Raw genomic sequence first — 22,050 nt, 5'->3', positions numbered from 1 at the left:
GGGAAACGGCCGCCATCTCTGACGGCCGTTTCGGGTCAAGCTATTAACCCAGCAGCTTCAACACGCTCTGGGTGGAAGCGTTGGCCTGCGCCAGTACCGAGACACCGGCCTGTTGCAGGATGTTCGCACTGGACATGTTCGCCGTTTCCGCAGCGAAGTCGGCATCCTGGATCTGGCTGCGCGACGAGCTGAGGTTCTGCGAAATGGTCTGCAGGTTGGCGATGGTGGAGCTGAAACGGTTCTGCACCGCGCCGAGATTGCTGCGCATGCCACTGACCGTGGACAGCGCCGCGTCGATGCGGTTGATCGTGGAGTTGGCGCCAGCCACGGTCAACACGTTCGCCGAGGCCAGGGTCTTGGTGGTGTCGAGCGCGATATTCGCCGAGAAGCCGATATCGGCCGACTGCGAACCGGAGAACGTGATGGCGGATGCGGCACTCAGCGAGAGTGTGCCATGAGTATTCGCAACCATGCCTGCGGCGAGGCCGCCCGTGGCACTGCCGCCCAGCGTCTGGGTGACGTTGATATCACGGCCGTCGACAGTCGACAGGGTCATGTTGCCGCCCGCGTCCACAGCCGCGGTCACGCCGGTCTGGGTGGAGTAGGCATTGATCTGCGCAACCACCTTGTCACCCGTCAACGCGGCGCCCGAGGTATCGGTACCCGCGGCGTAGATGTCCTGGCCGTTGATGTTCAACGCGTAGGTGTTGCCGGCGGCACCGCCGGTGCTGGTGAATGCGCCACTGACCGAGCTGCTGGCCGTGGCGGTCAAACCGGAAACATTGGACGCGTTGATCGCTGCAGCTTTCGCGTACGCGCTGCCGGCGCCCTGGCCGGCCGAGGGACCGGCCACCGAGGCAGCGATATTGGTGACTGCACCAGTACCCACCTGGATTTTCAGATTGCTGGCCACCAGAGCGTTGGTCGTTACGGCGGTGCCGGTGCCGGCGGCAAGCGAACCCATCTGGTCGGCACGTGCACCCTGGCTGAGGTTCACCGAAATCGTTTCACCGACGTTGGCGCCGACCTGGAACGCGGCGTTGCCGAAGCTGCCGTCGAGCACATGGCGGCCGTTGAAGCTGGTCTGGGTCGAAATACGGGTGATTTCCGCCAGACGCTGCTGCACTTCGGCGTCGAGCGCGGCGCGGTCGCTGTCGGAGTTGGTGGCGTTGGCGGACTGCACGGCCAGCGTACGGATGCGCTGCATGTTGTTGGTCACCTCGTTCAGCGCCGACTCGGTGGTCTGCGCCAGCGAGATGCCGTCGTTGGCATTGCTGACAGCCTGGTTCAGGCCATTGATCTGGGTGGTGAAGCGGGTCGAGATGGCGAGGCCGGCGGCGTCGTCCTTCGCGCTGTTGATGCGCATGCCGGACGACAGGCGCTCGATGGCGGTTGCCAGTTTGCTCTGCGAGGTGGCCAGATTTTTCTGGGCATTCAGCGAGCTGATGTTGGTGTTGACACTCATGACCATGGGAATTCTCCGAATCGGGGTGATGTGCCGACAACCGTCGGCTCAGACAATCCGGCGGGGATTCACCATTGAATGCATCCGCCTTGTGAACTGTTTCGACCCCCACCACTGAAACTTGAGCCTTGTCAACGCAAATAATCGAACAATTTTGAACCCTGGATTTTGGTGAATGTCTGCTGCGCCGCCTGCAGTGCGGTGGTCTGCGCACCGAGCTGGCTGATCGCGTCGTAGTAGTTCACGTCTTGCACATCCGTCAGTGCGCTCTTGTACTGCAGTGTCAGGTCGTCGTTGAGTCCGCTTTGCTGATCGAGCGCATTCATGCGCGCACCGACCATCCCGCGCGTGCGCGTGATGTTGTCGATCGCCTGATCGAGATTCGCGAACTGCGTGTTGATGTTGTTCTGCATCTGCGCGCCGCCGCCATTGGGTGTGCGCAGCGTGTTGATGATGTTGTCCAGAGTGGTGAACATGTCCTGTTTGGTGGACGCCCCCAGCGCGAACTTGTCGCCCACGGCGGGCGCGCCGCTGAATGCCACCTGGGCACCGCGAAAGGTGATGCTGCCGCCATTGGTCGCGTCGTAGCTGCCGCTGTCCAGCACGGCGCCGCCGCCGTCGCGCACCTCGTACGCATTGGCGGCGGTAAACACGATGCTGTAGTTGCCACCATCCCACGCCGAAGGACTCGCATTGGGGTTGCTGACGCTGCTGGCGCCGGCCACGGCAGTACCCGTATTGGCCGGGTCGGCACTGATCGCGAAGGTACCATTGCCGGTGGGAATATCGACGAACACGGCGCTGCCCGGATCACCGGTGGCCACCTGCAGACCAGCGCCAGCGGCGACCATGCGCTGGCCGTTGTCGCCCAGATAGCTCACGCTATTCTGCGAAGCAAAGGGTTCGGTGCCCGTACGATTGCCGGCAAAAATGTAGTCACCCTGGCCGTCTTTGCCGTTGGCCTGGCCGAGCAGTTGCTGGCGCAGCTGCACCATCTCGGCGGCAATGTCGCCGCGGGTGCCGTCGCTCTGGGTGCCGTTGGCGGCCTCCAGCAGCAACGTGCGCACACGGTCAAGCACGTTGGTGGTGTTCGACAGGCTCTGGTCTTCCAGACCCAGCCGCGCGTTGGCCGAGGTGATGTTGCGCTGATACTGCGCGGTGTCGGCGGTGAGGTGCGAAAGGTCCAGCGCACGCGCCGCACCGACCGGATCGTCCGATGGCTGGTTGATGCGCTTGCCGGTGCTCAACTGCGTGTTGATATCGGACAGGTCGCTCTGGCGATCCATCATGCTGCCGACCGACTGCTGTTGTATCCAACTGGTGGAAACGCGCATGAGTTATCCCCGCACGGCGCTGAGCAGCGCGCCGAATATGCTGTTGGCCGTGCTGATGACCTGGGCCGAGGCCTGGTAGGCCTGCTGGAAACGCACCAGGTTGGCAGCCTCTTCGTCCAGGTTCACGCCGGACACACTTTGCTGCGAACTCATCGCCTGGTTGTACACCGCGGTCTGCGTGGTCAGGTCGTCCTTGGCCAGCGCGCCAGCGCCGCCGACCTGGCTGACCAGCTGGCTGTAGGCACGGCCGGTACTGGTGACGCCGCCATCGAGTACGCCGAGATTGGCGACCTTGCCCAGCATCAGCGCGTTGCTGTTGTCGCCATGCGCATTGCTGTTGGCCTGCAGGCTGAAACTGTCGCCGGCCTGCGGCGCGCCGCTGAGCTGCATGCTCCAGCCGTTGTGCACGATGGGCTGGCCGGGCGTGAAGGTCTGCGCCGCGCCACCGTCGATGCTGTAGCTGGTGGGTGAGCTGAACACGACGGAGCTGGCGTTGAACAGATTGGCGTTGCTGCCGTCGCTGATGCTGACGCTGGGCGAACCCGTGCCGGTGTTGCCGGCAGCCGCCGTGGCCGTGAACGGTGCGGCGGCGGCAACCTTGTCGGGGTCATCGATCGCCATCGAAAAACTGGCGGCCGCGTTGCGGCTGGGCTGCACGCGAAAGCTGTCGCCGGCGCTGGCAGTGCCGCCCACCACCAGGCTCAGCCCGGCCGCCTTGAACGGATCGGCGACGGTGCCGGTGCCGCTGAGCGCGATGCTGCTGCCATTGGTGTCGCGCATGCTCCAGTTGCTGCCGTCGTAGCTCAGCACGTAATCCTTGCCGGTCAACCCACCGATGTCGCTGATGCTGGCATCCAGCGTGCCGCTGCCGCTGTTGGTGCTGGCCGCCTGCACAGTGGGGCCGGCGACGTTGAAGAACGTGCCGCCGACCTTGCCTTGCAGGTCCACGCCCTGCGCATGCTGCGCATTGAATGCGCTGGCCATCGCCTGCGCGGTGCGGCCCAATTGGGCCTGTGCCGGGTCGAGCACGTTGCTGCGGAAATCCAGCAGCGCGCCCAGTGTGCCTCCGCCGATGCGGCCGCTGAGTACATTGCCCGACGCCGCACCCACCACTTCCTGACGGGTGGCGTCGTAGATGTTCGGCGCAGTGCCGAGTGCATGTGCCTCGGTACCGGTGACCAGGGCCTGGCCGTTGCCGACGAAGACGCTGATGGTGTTGTCGTTCTGCGGCACCACGCTCACGCCGACTTCGCCCGCCAGTTTCTTCACCAGCGCGTCGCGCTGGTCGAGCAGGTCGGCCGGCGGCGTGCCGTCGGTGGCCGCGGAGGAACGGATCAGTCCGTTCAATTTGGCGATCGACTGGCTGTCGCTGTTGATCGAATCGACCGTATCGCTGACCTGCTGCTGCACCTGGCCGGACAGCGCATTGAACTGGCCGGACAGCGCGCGAAACGTCGTGGCCAATCCGCCCGCGCGGGCCAGCAGCACCTGGCGCGACGCGGTGTCCGATGGCGCGTTGGCCATGTCCTGCACGGCGCCATAGAAACTGTCCAGCGAGGTTTGCAGGTTGTTGCTGCCGGACAGCTGGTTGTTGAGCTGACCGGTGAGACCGGCCATGGTGCTGGCACGCCCCTGTCCGGAACTGGCCGACCACAGCGAGCTGTTCAAGAACTGGCTGTAGGCACGCTGGACCGCCACCGTGTTGACGCCCGTGCCGATGTAGTAGCCACCCTGCCCTTCGGGCAACCTGGCACCGAACGACACCACCTGACGGCTGTACCCGTCGGTGTTCACATTGGCCACGTTGTGGCTGACCGTACTGAGCCCGATCTGCGAGGCAAGCAGCCCGGACACGCCGGTCGAAAGCATGTCAGCCATGGAACATCCTCAACACCTGGGGCACCGCCGGCAACGCGCGGTACGTGGAAACGGTAACGGCTGCCGGGGCATTCTCTTGAGTGCACTGTCCGGCAACGCGTCGCGGGCGACGATTCGAAAGAGCGGCATTGGCGATGTGCGCAGCTCTCACCCGCCCCGGCACATGGCGGTTGAAGTCGGCGCTGCATGGCGCGACGACATTCATTCGGCGCCGCCATCCGCGTGGAGGCCGGCCAACGCCTCGCGCATCTGCGCGCTGTTGGCGATCGCGGTGATCTTGGCAACGTACGACGGGTCAGTCGCATAGCCGCCATGCACCAGCGCCCGCGCAAAGCCCGCGATGTTTTCGCCCTGGCCCAGCGCCTGCGCATAACGCGGGCTCTCGGCCAGCAGGCGGGCGTAATCGGAGAACGATTCGGAAGGCGAGTCGTAGGCACGGAACTGATCGCGCTTGCGCACCGCCACGCCGTTCTCATACTCCAGCGTGGGTACGCTGACCTTGTCGCCGCCCCAGCTGCTGCCGGCCTTGATGCCGAACAGATTGTTGCTGCTGCTGCCGTCGCCATGGCTGGGCAGGTGCTTGCCCCAGCCGGTTTCCAGTGCCGCTTGCGCCAGCAGTGCACGCACCGATACGCCAAGCTGCTTCGCCGCCACCGCCGCATGCGGTGCCAGTGCGCGAACGAAATTCACCGGGTCACCACCTGGCAGCAGCTTCGCCGCCGTGCCGGCCACGTCCAGCGCACCCTGCGCCATGCGATCGAGCGCTTGACGCCAGGATGAACCGACATCGGCCGTCGATGGCACGCCCGACATGCCGAAACCATCGGCTGCATCACCCGCGCCATCGCCGCCGGCCGCTGTGCGGTCGGCACCCAGTTGCAGCAGTGCGCGGACATTGGCATTGAGAACGCCAGCCGTGGACAACGGCAGCCCCTGGCTGGCATCTGCAGCGGTGGCAGCGGTGGCAGCGGTGGCAGCGGTGGCAGCGGTGGCATCCGGTTTGCCGCCAAGCTGGCGTACCAGCATCTTCGCGATACCGAGGCCGTTGTGGCCGTTTGCCAGGCTCAGCGACAGCTGCTGGTCGAACATGTCGCGATACGAATTGACCTGCTCGCTGCCGGCGATGTCGCTACCCATGCTGGCGTTGGCGTCGCGCATCGATTTCAACATCATCTGGGTGAAGATCGCCTCGAACTGCTTGGCCACCGCTGGCAGCGCACCCTTGCCGCCATCGCTGCGCGCCTGTGCGCGCAACTGATGGAAGCCGGACAGTTCAGTCCAGGTATCGAGTGCCGGCGAGGTGCTGTTGATCGGGGTCATGAGCTTTTCACCTGATCAGATCACGACCAGATCCGCATGCAGCGCACCGGCCTGCTTCAGTGCCTGCAGGATCGAGATCAGGTCGCTCGGCGTGGCGCCGACCTGGTTCACCGCGCGGACAATAGTGTCCAGGCTTACGCCGGGGCCGAACTTGAACATGTGCGCGCCGTCTTCGCTGATCTGCACGCTGCTGCTCGGCACGATCGCGGTCTGCCCCTTGCTGAAGGGTGCCGGCTGGCTGACCAGCGCCTGCTCGCCGATGGTGACCTGGATCGCACCATGCGCCACCGCAGCCGCGGTAACCCGCACGTCCGAACCGATCACCACGGTGCCGGTGCGCGAGTTCACCACGATGCGGGCCGGTGCATCGCCCGGCTGCACGTCGAGGTTCTGGATCGCTCCCAGCCATGCCACTTTCTGCGCAGGATCCTGCGGCCCGCGCACCGACACCGAACCGCCGTCGAGCGGTTGTGCGGTGCCGGCCCCATAGGCCTGGTTGATCGCGGTGGCGATCCGCGCAGCGGTGGTGAAATCGGCGGTATTGAGGTTCAGCGTCAAATCGCCGCCGCCGGCAAACGACGAGGCCACGATGCGCTCCACCGAGGCACCATTGGGAATGCGCCCACTGGCGGAAATATTGACCTGCACGCTGGAGCCGCTCTTGCCCTGGGCGCTGACACCGCCAACCACCACGCTGCCCTGCGCCACTGCGTAGACGTTGCCGTCAGCGCCACGCAACGGCGCCATCAACAACTGGCCGCCGCGGATGCTCTTGGCGTTGCCGATCGAGGCGACCGTCACGTCGATCGCCTGACCGGGCTTGGCGAACGGCGGCAACTCGGCCGTGACCATCACGGCCGCGGCATTCTTCAGCTGCGGCCGGGCACTGGCCGGCACCGTGATGCCGAACTGCTGCAGCATGTTCTCCAGACTCTGGGTGGTGAACGGCGCCTGCGTGGTCTGGTCGCCCGAACCATCCAGGCCCACCACCAGGCCGTAACCGATCAACTGGTTGCTGCGCACTCCGGCCACCTGCACCAGATCGCGGATCTTGTCGGCATGGGCCGGCGTGGGCACGAACAGTCCGAGCAGGCACACAAGTGCGGTCGCACCGAAGGCATGCCAGCGCGATGCGGCGGCGCGGATCGCCGCGCGGCGGGATTCCGCCGCCTGGCGCGCGTACTGCGGATCGGACGGACGCATCGGCGGCGCCAGCCAGCTCACGCTCCCGCCCGCTTCACGCATGGGGCTTCCATTGCACTGGGCGAGCTGCGGTGGCGGCGTACTGCAAGGCGTCTTCATCAGAACGGCATCCACTTGGAATTGAAGAAGCGCGACAGCCAGCCGCGCGTGTTCGCGTCAGCCAGGGTGCCGCGTCCGGTGTAGCTGATGCGCGCATCGGCGACGCGGGTGGATGGCACCACGTTGTCCTGGCCGATGTCCTGCGGACGCACGATGCCGGAGATGCGTACCAGCTCCTGGCCCTGGTTGATGGTCAGCCATTTCTCGCCGCGCACCAGCAGATTGCCGTTGGTGAGGCGCTGCGCCACGGTGACGGTGATCTGGCCGGTGAGTTGGTTGCTCTGGCTGCTGGAGCCGGTGCCGTCGAAGCTGCGCTCGCCATCCAGGCCGATGTCGGCTACCTTGCCGCCGATCGACAGACCCTGCCCCAGGATGGTGGGCGAGGCGATCTTGGCCTTGTCGGTCTTGCTGGTGCTGGTGGTGGCCTTCTTGCTGGCCTGGGTGCTTTCCACCAGCGCCACGGTGAGGATGTCGCCCACGCGGTGGGCGCGCGGATCGGCAAACAGCTCCATGTTTTGCGAGTCGTGATAGATCGAGCCGTCGGCCTGCGTCGGCGCCACCTGCTGCGCGGGTGGCGGCGTCGGTGCCCACTCGGCATCGTCGTGCGAACGCGGCGCGCTGGCGCAGCCGGCCAGCAGGGCCAGCGCACACAACAGCAGTGGCAAGCGGAAGCGATTCGACATCACGGCATTACTCATGTCTTGTTGGTGAGGAACTGCAGCATCGAGTCAGCGGCCGACACTGCCTTGGAGTTCATCTCGTAGGTGCGCTGGGTTTCGATCATGTCGACCATCTGTTCGACCACGTTGACGTTGGAGCTTTCCAGCGCACCCTGCGAAAGCGTGCCCAGGCCGTTCAGGCCCGGCTGGCCGATCTGCGGCGAACCGCTGGAGGCGGTTTCCAGGTAAAGGTTGTCGCCGTTCGGCTGCAGGCCGGCGGGGTTGATGAAATCGGCCAGTTGCACGGTGCCGATCTGCTGCGTCGCGGCCTGTCCCGGCAGGCTCACGCTGACGGTGCCGTCGCTGCCGATGGTGATGCTCTGCGCGTTGGCCGGAACGCTCACCGCCGGATCCACTGCATAGCCGTTGGCGGTGACGATCTGGCCGTTCTGGTCCAGGTGCAGCGAACCATCACGGGTATAGGCGATGGTGCCGTCGGGCATCGTGACCTGCAGGAAGCCGCGCCCCTGCACGGCCACGTCCAGCGAGTTGCCGGTCTGCTCGATGTTGCCCTGAGTAAACAGCTTCTCGCTGCCGACCACGCGCACGCCGGTACCCAGCATCAGGCCCGATGGCGACTGGGTCTGCTCGGTGGTCTGGCCACCGGGCTGGCGCAGGTTCTGGTAGACCAGATCCTGGAACGCCGCACGCGCGCTCTTGTAGCCGGTGGTGTTGGCATTGGCCAGGTTGTTCGAGATCACGTCCATGCGCGTTTGCTGCGCATCTAGGCCGGTCTTGGCTACCCACAGGGATGAAAACATGTCGATGGACTCCGTTTGGACGTCTGGATGTCTTTATGAAAAATCGCGTCGGGCTTGTCAGGTCATCTGCAGCAGCCGCGAGGCGGACTGCGCGTTCTCGTCGGCGCTGTGGATGGAGCGGATCTGCAATTCGTACTGACGCGACAGCTGGATCATCTGCACCAGCGTCTGCGACGGATTGACGTTGCTGGACTCCAGCACGCCTGATTTCAGCGTGACCGCCGGATCGGCATCCGCGGTGCCGCCATCGCTCAGGTGCATCAGCCCGTCGCTGCCCAGCGCAAGCCGATCGGCGCCCGGATTGACCAGCTTGATGCGACCGACCGCGGCGATGGTTGCGGGGGCCTGCCCCATCGGCACCACCGAGACGGTGCCGTCCGCACCGATGTTCATCTGGCTGCTCTGCGGCACGCTGATCGGGCCGCCATCGCCCAGCACCAGATTGCCGCGCGAATCGGTGAGCAGGCCGTCCGGGGTGAGCCGCAATTCGCCGGCGCGGGTGTAACCCTCGCTGCCGTCGGCGCCCTGTACCGCGATCCAGCCCTGCCCCTGCACCGCCACATCCAGCTCGCGACCGGTCTCGACCTGGCCGCCCTCGCGCATGTCCACACCCAGGCCCTGCGCCACGCCGTTGATCCGCGTGGGCATGCCCGGCCCCTGCACCGGCAGCGGCTGGAATGCCGACAGCTGCGCCTTGAAACCGACGGTGTCGGCGTTGGCCAGGTTGTGTGCCACCTCCGACTGCTCGCGCATCATCTGCGTGGCACCGGTCATGGCTACATAGAGCGAACGATCCATGGGAAAAACCTCAATGGCGATGACCCCGGCACGCCGGGACGGTTCTTTCACTAGATCCCGGCCTGCGCCGGGATGACCTCACGCTGCGTGTGAGGTCAGTTGCGGATGTTGATGATGGTCTGGGTCAGCTGGTTGTCGGTGGAGATCACCTGCGCGTTCGCCTGGTAGTTCCGCTGTGCCTTGATCATGTTGACCAGCTGGGCGGTGAGGTCGGCAGTGTTGGACGCCTCCAGCGCACCGGCCTGCACGCTGCCGAATGTGCCGTTGCCGGCAGCACCCATGATCGGCGTGCCGGAGTCGTAGGACGCGGCCCAGTTGGTGTTGTCCAGCTGGCGCAGGCCCTGCTCGTTGGAGAACTGCGCCATCGCCAGCTGGCCCAGTGCGGTGGTCTGGCCGTTGGAATATTTGGCCTGCACGACGCCTTCGCCGGACACATCAATGCTGGCCAGCACGCCGGTGGGAAAGCCATCGGGGTTGATCGCACTGGCTGCGTAGGTGTTGCCGAACTGGGTCGCCTTGCTCATGTCCAGGGTGAGCTGCATGGGATTCGCGCCGGGACTGACCGATACCGCCGGAAAGGCCAGCTTGCCGTTCGCCGGGGCGATCAATGCGCCGCTGCTGTTGAACGTGAGCGCCTGCGACGCGCCGGTCGAGGCGCCATCGATATACAGGTGCGCATTCCACACGTTGGCGGCCGGGTCCTTGACGAAATACACCGTGCCGCTGTGGGTGGCGCCGAGCGAGTCGTAGGCGGTGAACGGGGTCGACTGGTTGTAGCTGGCCGGGTCGTTGACCGGATCGAACGCGGTGGCGGGCGCCACTGCATTGGAGGGCAAGTTGAGTGACATCTGCACGTTGCCGGTGGCCTTGGCCGCGTTCTGCGAGGTGACCAGTTGCAGATCGGTCATCGTGCTGTTGTCGAAGGTACCGTTGGACAGTGCCGGAAACACCTGCAGGCGCTGGTGATTGGCATTGGTCACGTAGCCGTCCTGGTCCTTTCCGAACGCGCCGGCGCGGGTGTACGAGTAGCCCTTGCCATCGCGCAGCGTGAAAAAGCCCTCGCCGCTGATGGCGAAATCCAGGCTGTTGTTGGTGGTCTCCACACTGCCTGCGGTGAACTGCTGGGCCACGTTGGTCAGGCGCACACCGCTGCCAGTCTGGGTGGCGCTGAGGTTGGGACCGGCGGCGTTGAACAGCTCGGCGAACTGCGCGCGCGAGCCCTTGAAGCCGGTGGTACCGGTGTTGGCGATGTTGTTGGCGGTGACCTCGAGATCCGAGGAGGCCGCGTTGAGACCGCTCAATGCAATGTTGAAAGGCATCCGAGTAATTCCTCTGTATTGAAGCCCCGCGGGGCCATCAGTTGATCTGCGCGACCTGGCTGAGCAGGACGCCACCAAAACCATCCACATCCAGATAGGCGCCGTCGCTGCCGGTCATGCCGACACCGCTGACCTTGCCGCTCACATAGGTCGCCACGGCATCGTTGCCGATCTGCGCCTTGAGTCCGTAAGTGCCTTCGGCCAGCGCCGTGCCCCCGTCGTCCTTGCCGTCCCAGTGGAATGCCGCCAGACCCGCCGCGGGCGTACCCAGGTTCAGCGTGCGCAGCACGTTGCCGTCCTTGTCGGTGACCTGTACCAGCACGGTGCCGCCGCCGTCGGGCACGTTCACCGCGCCGTCCAGACCAGCGGCCTGCAACTGACCCGCTGCCGACGGCACGGTCACGCTGCGCCCGACCATGCTGCTTGCCTGCAACATCTGGTTGCCTTGCAGCGACTGGCTGAGGCTGTCGAACGAGGTCTGCAGCGATTGCGTCGCAGAAACCTGGCTGATCTGTGCCAGCTGGCTGACCATCTGCGATGAATCCATCGGCTTGGTCGGATCCTGGTTGCGCATCTGCTGCACCAACAGGCTCAGGAAATCGGCCTGGCCGAGGGTTTTCTCCTTGCCCGCGCTGGCCGCCTTTGCGGTGTTCGAAGCGGGACCGCCAATCGCCATGTCACTCATGCCACGTTCCTCACCTGTGCGTGTTTCATCTGTGCGGACCTCATTTGCCGAGGTCCAGCGTCTTCTGCATCAGCTGGCGCGTCGAGTTCATCACTTCGACGTTGTTCTGATATGAGCGCGAGGCCGAGATCATGTTGACCAGCTCGTCGACCGGATTGACGTTGCTGCTGTAGACGTAACCGTCGGCGTCAGCCAGCGGATTGCCCGGCTCGTAGCGGCTCGGGATGGCGGCCTGGCTCTCGGTGACGCCGAGCACCTGCACGCCTTCGCCCACGGCATTGCTGCCGCTGTCCTGCTGGTTCTTCACCGCGGCGAACAGCGGCTCGCGCGAGCGGTAGGCGCCGTCGGGCGTACTGGCGACGCTATCGGCATTGGCCAGGTTGCTGGCCACCGTGTTCAAGCGCAGCGACTGCGCGGCCATGCCGGAGCCGGCAACATTGAAAATAGAGAAAAGAGACATCAGCTCGATGCTCCGGTGATCGCCGTCCGCAGCATGCGGATCTGCGCGGTGATGAAGGAAAGGCTGGCCTGGTAATGCACACCGTTGGCGGCAAAGGCAGCCTGTTCGGCCTGGGCATCGACGGTGTTGCCGTCCATGCTCGGCTGGGTCGGCACGCGATACGCCAGCCCGTCCGCCGCCTGACCGGCGGTACTGATCTGACCGGGCGTGGTCGTCTGCAATGGCAGGCCATCCGGGCCGCCGCCCGCGGCGGCCAGCACCTTGCGGAAGTCGACGTCGCGAGCCAGATAGCCCGGGGTATCGGCGTTGGCCAGGTTGTTGGCAAGCACTTCGGTACGGCGCTGCCACAAATCCAGCGCACGGGTGTGGATGCCGAACAGGTTGTCAGGGGTCAGGGTCATCGCTTCGCTCCGCGTGCAGTTGCCGCACGGAGCTGGAGGCAAATTGCATGCCAGCGACTGGAAACCCTTGCTGTTGCTGGGTTGGGGCGACAACCACCGGCGACACCGGCGCAGCGACGCCACCGAAAGACGGATTGTTGACGCCAGGCGCAGCGAGCCGCCGGAATGTCAGTCCGCTGGCGCTGGCGCTGGCGTTAGCGCCGACTCCGGCAACAATTCCAGCACCACCTGTGCCAGCACGTCCGGCTGGAACTTGGCCACGAAACGATCGGCCTTGACCTCCTTCACCATCGCCTCGTTGAACATGCCGCTGAGCGAGCTGTGCAGCACTATCTTGAGCTGGCGCAGGCTCGGCGCCTCGCGAATGGCGCGGGTGAGCGCATAGCCGTCCAGCCGCGGCATCTCGATATCGGACACCACCAGCTTGACCCCTTCGGCGGGGTCGGCGACGGCCAGTTCGAGCAGACGATCGAGCGCCTCGCGACCGTCCTTTGCCACCACGCACTCGATATTCATCTGCTTGAACAGGCTGACCAGGCGACGACGGGCAATCACCGAATCATCCACCACCATCACGCGCCGTGGCGCCAGCGAACGTGCACCGGCAACCCGCCGCATCTGCATCGACAGCTCGGCCGGCCTCGCATCGATGCTGGCCAGCACATGCTCCACGTCGACCACCGCCAGCAGCGCGCCATCGACCCGGGTCACCGCATTGACCCGCGCACCGAAGCCCAGTGCGCTGGACGGGGCCACCAGTGTTTCGCCCTCGCACTGCACCATACGCTGCAGGTCGGCCACCAGAAATCCCTGCATCGAGCGACTGAACTCGGTGACCATGAGGTGGGCCGAATCCACATCGCGCAGCGGCGCATAACCAAGCGCGGCGGCCAGGTCGATCACCGGAATGGTCTGCCCGCGATAGTCGCAACTGCCGGCCAGCAACTCGTGCACGCCCGGCATGCGCTCCAGCGGCGGGCGCCGCAGAACCTCGCGCACCTTGAATACATTGATGCCGAACAGCTGCTCGTCGCCCAGCCGGAACAGCAGCATCGCGACCCGGTTGTGGCCGGCCAGCCGGGTGTGTCGCTCCACCTTTTCCAGCAATGTGCCGCCCATGCGGACTCCTCGGATGCGTTGCCGCCGCAGCGACTGTCTGCGGGAACTATCGGCCGCGCAGCCGCATGCTTTAGTGCGGTTGCGCTGGCATGCGACTTGCTTCCTCAAGTTTCGAAAGTTTTTGACGATGCAGCAGTTGCACTCCCGCACTCCATAGAGGTGATGCCCGCCCCATGAGCTTGATCTGGAACCAGCATATCGCCGCCCTGGTCGAAGCCGCCGCCAGCGGCAACGACACACAGGTCGCCGTATTGCGACGCAGGTATCCGCGCGCCGCGCTGGTGCTGGCGCCATTGCTCGCCCGCGTCGCCAGCCGCCCACCCAGCTCGGTGGCGCTGCAGACCGTGGAACAACAAAGCCTGGTGCTGGGCGCGGTGCAGCAGCTGTCACGCGAACAGACCGCACTCGACAAGGCCGCCGGCGACAGCCGTGGCAGTGTCGATCGCTTGACGGATGGCAGCGCCGGTATCTCGACGGCATTGCAGCAGGTCAGCGCCGACCTGGACCAGGCCAGCCAGGCCGGACTGGCCGGCGCCGGTACCGTCAGCGAGCTCGATGGCCAACTGCGGCTATTGCGCAGCGCGTTGTCGGCGATGAACCGCAACCAGAGCAAGCTGGCCGAGCAGGTCGCGCAGATTCGCAAGCTCACCGGCACGGTGCAGGAGATTGCCCATCAGACCAACCTGGTGGCGTTGAACGCGGCAATCGAGGCGGCGCGCGCCGGCGAGGCGGGCCGCGGTTTTGCGGTGGTCGCCGACGAGGTCAAGCAACTGGCCGAAAAGACCGCGCTCACCACTACCGAAATCGAAACCGTCACCGGTTCGATCGGCGATTTCTCGCTGCAGCTGGACGGCGACGTGCAACACGGCCTGCAACAGCTTGAACGGGCGCAGACCGGCGTGGGCCAGTCCGGCGCCACCCTGGGCGAGGGCGCCACGGTATTGCGCACCGCCAGCGAGCGCATCCACAAGCTGCAGCAGACGCACGATATCCAGCACGCCCGCGCCACTGCTTCCCAGGCGGCGCTCGGCGCATTGCAGCGCCGCGGCAACGAGGCGCGGCGCCAATCCGAATCACTCCATCGCGCCGCGCTGCTGGCCCACCGGCTGGGGCTGGACTGGCTGGAGGGGGTGAGCGGGAGCGATCCGGCCAGCCTCAGTCTGACCGTGCGCGAGGCCGCGTTGAACCTGCGCCAGGCCATGGAGCTGGCGCTGCTGGAACCCGGTGCCCTGGACCGGCGCTGGTTCGATACACATACGATCAGCCGCAGCATCGGCCGACTGGCTGCGCTGCATCAGGGCTCGCGTGACGTCAGCGGCCTCACCGATGCCAGCACGAAATTGAGCGAACAAGGCAGTCGCTTCGTCACCCTGCTGTGCGACGGCCAGCTCGAACAGGCCACCCAGCTCTCGCAGCAGCTTGAATCCGGCCGCGAAGCCCTGCTCGGGCAGCTTGGCGCCTTGTTGGCAGACGCATGAGAGCAAGGCGATCCGCCGCCGTTGGGCTGGGAATCGCCATGCTGTGGCTCGGCGCACCGTGCGGCAGCACGGTAGCCGCAGCCACCGCGACGCAGTCGCTCGACAGCGTGCGCGCAGCGGCCGAGCAGGCCGTGCGCGAACGCTATGCGATGCCGGGCAGTCGCATCGAAGTCACGCCGGGGGCGCTCGACCTGCGCCTGCAATTGACCGAATGCCAGCAGCCGCTGCGCGCGCTGGTCGCCGGCAACGCCCCGGCGGCGTCGCGCATGACCGTGCCGGTGCAGTGCCCGCAGGATGGCGGCTGGACCGTGCGGGTGCCGCTGCAGCTGCAACTGTTCCGGACCGTGCTGGTGACCAACCGCCCCCTGCTGCGCGGCGACGGCGTCAGCGCCGCGGATGTGCACGGCGAGGAGCGCGACATCACCCGGCTCGGTTATGGCTACATCGAGAATCTGGACCAGGTAGCCGGCCGTTCGCTGGCCCGTGCCTTGGCCCGCGGCAGCGTGCTCAGTCCCGGCGCGCTGGGCGGTCGACGCATGGTGCGTGCCGGGGATCACGTACAGATGGTGGCTCGGCTTGACGGCATCGAGGTGCGCGCCGACGGCGTGGCGCTGGGCAGCGGCGACAATGGCGCCCGCCTGCGGGTACGCAACGAGAACTCCGGCAAGGTGGTCGACGCCATGGTCAGCGCACCCGGCGTGGTGGTCGCACTGCCATGAACCCCGGCGAATCGAGGCCGACAGCACTACTCTTTCCCTTTGCCCCTAAAGTTTCCGCGAAACCGGCCGATCTGACAGTTACAGGGCCACACCCCAGCGAGAACGGACCCATGAATACGACTATTTCCAACAACGGCTTGCCGAAGTTTCCCCAGGCCACCAACAGCCCGGGCACCGGCTCGGCAACGACGGCAGCCGCTTCGGCGGGTTCCACTGCCGCTGCGCCGACGTCCGACGACCAGCTCAAGCTGACCGATTCGGCGCTGGCCCTGCAGAAGGCCGCGCGTCCAGGCGACACCGCCGCGGTCGACCCGCAGCGGGTGGAGCAGGTGCGCAAAGCGCTGGCCGACGGCAGCTACAAGATCGATGCCAGCCGCATCGCCGATCGCATGCTCACGCTTGAGCAGCAACTCGGCGGCACGGGCAAGGCATGAAGACCCCGCTGCAGCACGAACTGAACGATGCGCTCACGGCCGTTCTGGGCGACATGCAGCAGGCCGTCGACCAACTCGTGCAAGTACTCGAGGCCGAGCGCACCGCGCTGGACACCTCCAGCAGCGATGCACTGGATCACGCTGGCGCGCGCAAGCAGGCCATCATGCAGCAACTGGAACAGCTCGATGCCGAACGCCAGTTGCTGTGTCGTGAACAACCAGCCATGACCGCCGCACTGGAGCCCGTCTGGGTCCGGGTGGTGCAGTCGCTGCGCCACTGCCATCTGCTCAACCAGCGCAATGGCAGCACGGTCAACCAGCGCCTGACCCAGGTGCGCCAGGCGCTGGCGGTGCTGACCGGCCATGCCGGCGAAAGCGAGCTGTACGGCCGTTCCGGCGAGTTGCATGCCAGCCTGCGCTCGCAGGTACTCGCAGCGGCATGAGATCAGATATTGAAAGAGACGGCACTGCCGCCTGCCTGCGCAGACGGTCCTCCCACTGACTGCGAAGCAGCCTCCGGCATGCTTTTGCGTTAATCGCGATGACTGATCATGAGCAATCCCAACACCTCCTCCGCCATCTCCCCCGAATCCCCCGCCCCCGGCTCTCCAGGCAACGATGGCGCGCCCCTGTCGATATCGATTCCGCTGCCGGTACTACGCGTGCCCATGCTCGATCGCGAGCGTCAGCTGTTTGCCTACGAGATCGTCTTTCACCGCGAACTCGGTGACGAGAAAAACCTGCTGCAGAACGTACTGTCGACCATCACTGATGGCGCATTGACCCGGCTGGTACGCGGCAACCGCGCGTTCCTCAACATGCCCGCCGAATTGCTGCCGGAAGACTCCGACGTGTTGCTGCATCAGCCGCGGCTGGGCGTGGTGCTGCAGCCAGGCGTGGCCACCGACCTGCCGCTGATGAAGCGTCTGCAGCAGATGGCGCAGCGCGGTTGCCAGTTCATGCTGGACGCCAACGATGTCGACCTGGAAAGCAGCCTGCCATTGCAGACCCTGCTGCAGATGGTGCAGCTGGTGCGGCTGGACGCCAGCCGGATGACCCCGGAAACCCTGATGGAGCGCGCCGAATACCTGCACACGCGGGGCATCCGGGTGGTCGCCGGTCAGGTCAATGATCACCAGACCTACGAGCGCTGTCTCGAACTGCCGCTGCAGGCGATCCAGGGACGTTACCTGCTGATCCCTCAACCGGTGGCAGTACCCGTGCTCACCGCCAACCGGCTGAGCATGCTGCGGTTGATGCGCGTGCTGCAGGAAAGCAACCCGGGTCCGGTGGAACTGGGCAACATCATCCGCGACGATGCGGTGCTCAGCTACAAGCTGCTCAGCTGCGTCAACTCGGCCTACTTCGCGTTGCCGCGACAACTGAAATCGGTGCAGCAGGCGGCCATCTTTTTCGGCGTCACGCGCATGCGCAACTGGATCGACACGATGTCGATGTGCGGCATGGACGACCGCCCGCCGGAGCTGCTGCGCGCCGCACTGATTCGCGCGCACATGTGCGAGAAACTGGCCAGTGGCATGCCCAGCGGCCATTCGGAGATGGCATTCACCGTGGGGCTGTTCTCGTTGCTGGACACCTTGATGTGCGCACCGATGGAGTTCCTGCTGACCCATCTGCGGCTGGTGCCGGAAATCAGCAATGCGCTGACCCGCCGCGAAGGCCCGTTCGGCCCGCTGCTCGATCAGATCATCGCGTGGGAAGCTGGCGAGTTGACCAGCGAGCGTGTGCTCCCCCAGCGCATCCACCGGTTGGCCGGCGTCTATCTGGAAGCCACGCAGTGGGCCGATCAGGTCTACGCCACGGCCAACGAGAAACAGGCGAACTGACCCAGCGCCTGCGAGTGCTCAGCGATGGCGGCGCAGCCGCCATACCGTGAGCAGAAGGCTGAGCAACGCGACTGCGAGCCAGCCACACAGGGTGCGCGTGTCGCCACCGATCCACAGCACGCTGGCCACGATTCCCACCGCGAGTCCGCCGAGCCCCAATGCCAGCAGCACGTCGCGCTGGTTGCGCTGGGTGGAAAGCAGCAGAAATGCTCCAAGCACCGCCAGCAGCACTGCCAGCAACCGTTCGCTCATCACGGACTCCGGTGGCACCGGCAGGTCCGGAAACATGTCCAGCACCGGGACATCGCCGACCTGCACGTCGTAACCCTTGCCATCGGCCGCGTCCGTTGCCGCCACCAGCTGGTCGCCGTCGAGACGGCCAACGACGGTCACCTGCTGCAGCGGCACCTCGTCCCAGCTCACGCGTACATCGCCCAGGCGCGGGTCGCCCGGACTCGCGCTGGTCACCAGGTAATCCTGATGGCGACTGAAGCTCGCCACGAGATTTTCCGGCAGTGATTTCGGATCGGGCGTGACGCGCTGCGAACCGGGCAGTGCTTGCACCAGCACGGGCCCGAGCTTGAATCCACCCATCTGCACCAGCCCGGCATCGAACTGTTTGCCACCGATCGGAAAGCTGGTCGGATTGGCGTGTCCGGCCGGTTCCTTGAAGCGGCTGGCATCGAGCAGCCGATCGACCCAGTCCAGCTCGTAATGCACGCCGTCGCCGATGCGCACCTCGCGCCACTGGAACATCTCCACATGGCGTACCAGTACCGGCGTATTCACGCGCAGGTTGAACTCCGGGTCATGTGGCGCCTCCACCACCGTCGGCGTGCCGACCAGGCGCACCATGTAACCGTGCTGGCCGGCCTGCGGCTGGGCATCGATGCCCAGGTTCATCACCTCACCGCCGTGCCGCGTGGCAGCCGCGCGATAGTTGAGCAGGCCCCGCGAAGTCATCGCCACCAGCCCGACCCCGGCCAGCACCAGCAAGGCACCCGTCATGTTCATTGCCAGCCCGCGCATGGATATGCCTTTGCGCAAGTCCATCAACTTGCCCCGGCCGCAGCTTGCGGCGGCGCGCCGTGCAGCACGCGTTGCTCGTCGGCGGTGCCGAAGCGTCCGCGTTCATCGCGGGTGACCCGTGCCAGCGCGCAATCATGGTCGTGGGTGAAGAACAGCCTCACGCCACGGGCCAGCCTGTCTTCCAGAAACACGCGCTTCTCGTCAATGAGCTTCTCCGGCCAGCGGTCGTAACCCATGGTGATCGGCAGGTGCACCCAGAAACGACCGGGGATCAGGTCGGCGCAGAACACCACGCCAGCGACCTCGGCCAGCATCAGGCCCGGCGTATGGCCGTCCGAAAAACTGAAGCGCACCGACTTGCCCAGCGTCTGCGAATACTCGCCATCGACCAGCTCCAGCCGACCGCTGGCTTCCAGCAGCGGCTGCAGTTCGGGCACGAACGAGGCGCGATCGCGCGGGTGCGGATCGATCGCCCGACGCCAATGTTCGGCACCCACCACGAAGCGCGCGTTCGGGAACAGCAACCGTGGCGGCTGGCCCTCCTCCCACGCGGCCAGCAAGCCGCCAGCGTGATCGAAGTGCAGATGCGAGAGCACCACCACGTCGATGTCCGCATCGGTCAGGCCGACCTCGGCCAGCGAATCCAGCAGCACATGTCGCGACTCGACCACGCCATAACGCTCACGCAGCGCCGGCTCGAAGAACGCGCCTATGCCGGTCTCGAACAATACGTTCCTGCCGTCGAGATCTTTCACCAGCAGGCAACGACAGGCCAGCGGAATGCGATTCTCTTCATCCGGCGCAATCCAGCGTGACCACAGCGCCTTCGGCGCGTTACCGAACATCGCGCCGCCATCGAGTTGCTGCGAATTGCCAATGAGCGAGAACAATTCCATGGTCTGACCTTATTGCACCTTGCCCAACCCCGACGGCCGGCGCGGATCGCTGGCGGCGTCGAGCTTGTTGGTCTTGCGGTCCCAGGTGACCACGTTCATGAAGCCCCACGATTCGCGCTGCTTCAGCGTGTAGCCCATCTTCGTCAGCGCCTCGCTGGTGACCGGGTCGAACGTGCCCTGCTCCACCATGACCTCGTCAGGCATGTACTGGTGATGGAAACGCTTGTGCGCGGCGATCTGCTGCGCGCTCTCGCCGTCGATGAAATGCAGGATGCCTTCCAGCACCTGGGTGATGATGGTCGAACCACCGGGCGAACCGATCACTGCGGTGCGGTCGGCGCCGATCACGATGCTCGGCGACATCGACGACAGCATGCGCTTGCCGCCCTCCGGCGCATTCGCGGCGCTGCCGAGCAGGCCATAGACGTTCGGCTTGTTCGGTACCAGCGCGAAATCGTCCATCTCGTCGTTCAGCAGCACGCCGGTGCCCTCGGCGACGAAGGTGGAGCCCATCGTGTAGTTCACGGTCGAGGTCACCGCCGCCATGTTGCCGTCGGCGTCGATGATCGAGAAATGGGTGGTGTGCATGCCCGGCTCGGCAGCCTCGGCGCGGGGCAGCATCGACGATGGCGTGGCCTTGTCCGGCAGGATGCCCTGACGCAAGCCGTCGGCGTAGAACGGTGACAACAGCATGTCCAGCGGCATCTTCACGAAATCCGGATCACCCAGATAATCGTTGTGGTCGCGGAACGCACGGCGCATCGCTTCGACGATGTAATGCACGCGCTGTACCTGGTCCATCTTCGACAGATCGAAGCCGGCCAGGATGTTGAGGATCTCGGCGATCGCCACGCCGCCAGACGACGGTGGCGGTGCGGTGACGATGCGGTAGCCGCGATAGTTCACGATGATCGGCGTGCGTTCCTTCGCCTTGTAGCTGGCCAGATCCGCCAGCGTCCAGTTGCCGCCGGCAGCGCGCACTGCGGTGACGAGCTTGTTCGCGGTTTCACCACGATAGAAACCATCGTCGCCATGTGCGGCGATCAGCTCCAGCGTGCGCGCCTGATCCGGGTCGCGCCAGATCGCGCCCTCCACCGGCGATTTGCCATTGGGCAGATATTTCGCCACCGAGGCCGGCCAGCGTTGCAGGTCCTTCTGCTCTTCGGCAATCGCGTTGCGCAGGCGCGAGTCCGGCTTGAAACCATCGCGCGCGATGCGGATCGCCGGGGCCAACGACTGCTGCAGCGGCAGGCGACCGTAGCGCTTCGCGATCAGCGCCAGACCGGCCGGCTCGCCCGGAATACCGGCCGAGAGCGGTCCCTTCAGCGCGGTATCACGATTCGGGCTGCCGTCCGCATTGAGGTAAGCCTTGCGGTCGACCGCTGCCGGCGCGGCTTCGCGAGCGTCGATGAAAACATCATGGCCGTCCTTCGCCCGATGCAGCACGGCCATGAAGCCGCCGCCGATGCCGGAACTCTCCGGTTCCACCACCGACAAGGTGGAGGCCACTGCAATCGCCGCATCGAATGCGTTGCCGCCATGGGCCAGCACTTCGAGACCGGCATTGGTGGCAAGGAAGTTGGCGCTGGCGATGGCCGCATGCCCGGGACGCTGCTGCATCGACGACGGATGAACCGGGCTGGCCGCATTCGGCGTGCCATCGGCCGCGACCGCCGTACCGGCGACCAGCAGCATGCTCAGCAATGCGTGCGACAGCGACAGCCGCCAGGTCGGGAAAAACCTCATGCCGCGGACTCCTTCGCCATCAGATGGCGGTATTTGAGATCGAGCTGCGCGGGCGACTCGACATGCTCAGGGTCACTGATGATGCATTCGACCGGGCACACCACCACGCATTGCGGCTCGTCATGATGACCGACACACTCAGTGCACAACGCCGGATCGATCACATAGAACTCTTCGCCCAGGGTGATGGCCTTGTTCGGGCAAGCAGGTTCACAGACGTCGCAATTGACGCAGGTGTCGAGAATTTTCAGGGCCATGACCGTCGATACTACATGCTGGGATGTGACGCCTGGGGAGAGCGTGCCGGCGCGCTGGTGACTTCACGGCGATCGGCCCCGCG

Annotated in this window: 22 protein-coding genes; 5 read left to right on the top strand and 17 right to left on the bottom strand. The window is 65.5% G+C overall.

From position 1 onward, the window contains the following. Positions 1-43: 43 nt before the first annotated feature. The 13 genes from EAH75_RS16555 to EAH75_RS16495 all read right to left on the bottom strand — a co-directional run bounded on the left by EAH75_RS16555 (position 44) and on the right by EAH75_RS16495 (position 13,561). Entirely contained in the window at positions 44-1,471 is a 1,428-nt protein-coding gene (locus EAH75_RS16555; RefSeq protein ID WP_140653427.1) for a flagellin, read from the bottom strand. Positions 1,472-1,596: 125 nt separating this feature from the next. Continuing rightward, the gene (gene flgL / locus EAH75_RS16550) at positions 1,597-2,799 is read right to left on the bottom strand and encodes a flagellar hook-associated protein FlgL (protein ID WP_140653426.1); all 1,203 of its coding nucleotides are present in this window, start codon (positions 2,797-2,799) and stop codon (positions 1,597-1,599) included. A 3-nt stretch (positions 2,800-2,802) separates the two neighbouring features. Next, on the bottom strand, positions 2,803-4,677 hold the full coding sequence (gene flgK / locus EAH75_RS16545; RefSeq protein ID WP_140806265.1) for a flagellar hook-associated protein FlgK: 1,875 nt from the start codon (positions 4,675-4,677) through the stop codon (positions 2,803-2,805). A gap of 201 nt (positions 4,678-4,878) precedes the next feature. Then, entirely contained in the window at positions 4,879-5,997 is a 1,119-nt protein-coding gene (gene flgJ / locus EAH75_RS16540) for a flagellar assembly peptidoglycan hydrolase FlgJ (RefSeq protein WP_140806264.1), read from the bottom strand. Between the two features lie 15 nt (positions 5,998-6,012). Beyond that, on the bottom strand, positions 6,013-7,242 hold the full coding sequence (locus EAH75_RS16535) for a flagellar basal body P-ring protein FlgI (protein WP_241668981.1): 1,230 nt from the start codon (positions 7,240-7,242) through the stop codon (positions 6,013-6,015). 56 nt (positions 7,243-7,298) lie between these two features. Beyond that, positions 7,299-7,997, bottom strand: coding sequence for a flagellar basal body L-ring protein FlgH (flgH, locus tag EAH75_RS16530; protein WP_428993517.1), 699 nt, complete (start codon positions 7,995-7,997; stop codon positions 7,299-7,301). Further along, a complete protein-coding gene (flgG, locus tag EAH75_RS16525; RefSeq protein ID WP_140653420.1) occupies positions 7,994-8,779 on the bottom strand; it encodes a flagellar basal-body rod protein FlgG in 786 nt (261 codons plus the stop codon). The genes flgH and flgG overlap by 4 nt, the downstream gene beginning before the upstream one ends. Before the next feature lie 57 nt (positions 8,780-8,836). Beyond that, entirely contained in the window at positions 8,837-9,577 is a 741-nt protein-coding gene (gene flgF / locus EAH75_RS16520; protein ID WP_140653418.1) for a flagellar basal-body rod protein FlgF, read from the bottom strand. A gap of 95 nt (positions 9,578-9,672) precedes the next feature. Further along, positions 9,673-10,896: a flagellar hook protein FlgE gene (gene flgE / locus EAH75_RS16515; protein ID WP_140806263.1), complete on the bottom strand. Its 1,224-nt coding sequence runs from the start codon at positions 10,894-10,896 to the stop codon at positions 9,673-9,675. A gap of 37 nt (positions 10,897-10,933) precedes the next feature. Further along, positions 10,934-11,581 carry a flagellar hook assembly protein FlgD gene (locus tag EAH75_RS16510; protein ID WP_140806262.1) on the bottom strand — a complete coding sequence of 216 codons (648 nt, stop codon included), beginning with the start codon at positions 11,579-11,581 and terminating at the stop codon, positions 10,934-10,936. Positions 11,582-11,621: 40 nt separating this feature from the next. After that, entirely contained in the window at positions 11,622-12,041 is a 420-nt protein-coding gene (flgC, locus tag EAH75_RS16505) for a flagellar basal body rod protein FlgC (protein ID WP_140653412.1), read from the bottom strand. After that, positions 12,041-12,442, bottom strand: coding sequence for a flagellar basal body rod protein FlgB (gene flgB, locus EAH75_RS16500; RefSeq protein ID WP_140653410.1), 402 nt, complete (start codon positions 12,440-12,442; stop codon positions 12,041-12,043). The genes flgC and flgB overlap by 1 nt, the downstream gene beginning before the upstream one ends. A gap of 168 nt (positions 12,443-12,610) precedes the next feature. Beyond that, complete coding sequence (locus EAH75_RS16495; RefSeq protein ID WP_140806261.1) at positions 12,611-13,561, bottom strand: chemotaxis protein; 951 nt, start codon at positions 13,559-13,561, stop codon at positions 12,611-12,613. A gap of 173 nt (positions 13,562-13,734) precedes the next feature. Here EAH75_RS16495 and EAH75_RS20075 point away from each other — a divergent pair, with 173 nt between their 5' ends. The 5 genes from EAH75_RS20075 to EAH75_RS16470 all read left to right on the top strand — a co-directional run bounded on the left by EAH75_RS20075 (position 13,735) and on the right by EAH75_RS16470 (position 18,039). Beyond that, complete coding sequence (locus EAH75_RS20075; RefSeq protein WP_140806260.1) at positions 13,735-15,039, top strand: methyl-accepting chemotaxis protein; 1,305 nt, start codon at positions 13,735-13,737, stop codon at positions 15,037-15,039. A gap of 38 nt (positions 15,040-15,077) precedes the next feature. Next, positions 15,078-15,758: a flagellar basal body P-ring formation chaperone FlgA gene (gene flgA / locus EAH75_RS16485; protein WP_241668980.1), complete on the top strand. Its 681-nt coding sequence runs from the start codon at positions 15,078-15,080 to the stop codon at positions 15,756-15,758. 110 nt (positions 15,759-15,868) lie between these two features. Continuing rightward, the gene (gene flgM / locus EAH75_RS16480; protein ID WP_140653401.1) at positions 15,869-16,192 is read left to right on the top strand and encodes a flagellar biosynthesis anti-sigma factor FlgM; all 324 of its coding nucleotides are present in this window, start codon (positions 15,869-15,871) and stop codon (positions 16,190-16,192) included. Then, a complete protein-coding gene (locus EAH75_RS16475; protein ID WP_140806257.1) occupies positions 16,189-16,635 on the top strand; it encodes a flagella synthesis protein FlgN in 447 nt (148 codons plus the stop codon). Before flgM ends, EAH75_RS16475 begins: the two co-directional genes overlap by 4 nt. Before the next feature lie 108 nt (positions 16,636-16,743). After that, a complete protein-coding gene (locus EAH75_RS16470) occupies positions 16,744-18,039 on the top strand; it encodes an EAL and HDOD domain-containing protein (protein WP_140806256.1) in 1,296 nt (431 codons plus the stop codon). 18 nt (positions 18,040-18,057) lie between these two features. Here the strand turns inward: EAH75_RS16470 and EAH75_RS16465 are convergent, their stop codons facing one another. The 4 genes from EAH75_RS16465 to EAH75_RS16450 are packed head-to-tail and all read right to left on the bottom strand — an operon-like array spanning position 18,058 to position 21,967. Then, on the bottom strand, positions 18,058-19,092 hold the full coding sequence (locus EAH75_RS16465; protein WP_140806255.1) for a TMEM43 family protein: 1,035 nt from the start codon (positions 19,090-19,092) through the stop codon (positions 18,058-18,060). Then, positions 19,092-19,964 carry an MBL fold metallo-hydrolase gene (locus tag EAH75_RS16460; RefSeq protein WP_140806254.1) on the bottom strand — a complete coding sequence of 291 codons (873 nt, stop codon included), beginning with the start codon at positions 19,962-19,964 and terminating at the stop codon, positions 19,092-19,094. Before EAH75_RS16460 ends, EAH75_RS16465 begins: the two co-directional genes overlap by 1 nt. 9 nt (positions 19,965-19,973) lie before the next feature. Beyond that, on the bottom strand, positions 19,974-21,710 hold the full coding sequence (gene ggt, locus EAH75_RS16455; protein ID WP_140806253.1) for a gamma-glutamyltransferase: 1,737 nt from the start codon (positions 21,708-21,710) through the stop codon (positions 19,974-19,976). Further along, the gene (locus EAH75_RS16450; RefSeq protein WP_140806251.1) at positions 21,707-21,967 is read right to left on the bottom strand and encodes a YfhL family 4Fe-4S dicluster ferredoxin; all 261 of its coding nucleotides are present in this window, start codon (positions 21,965-21,967) and stop codon (positions 21,707-21,709) included. The genes ggt and EAH75_RS16450 overlap by 4 nt, the downstream gene beginning before the upstream one ends. Positions 21,968-22,050 lie beyond the last annotated feature (83 nt).

It is taken from the genome of Rhodanobacter glycinis (assembly GCF_006438785.1).
Lineage (GTDB): Bacteria > Pseudomonadota > Gammaproteobacteria > Xanthomonadales > Rhodanobacteraceae > Rhodanobacter > Rhodanobacter glycinis_A.
Note: the sequence above shows the minus strand (reverse complement) of the source record. Positions and strands in the feature narration are given on the sequence as shown.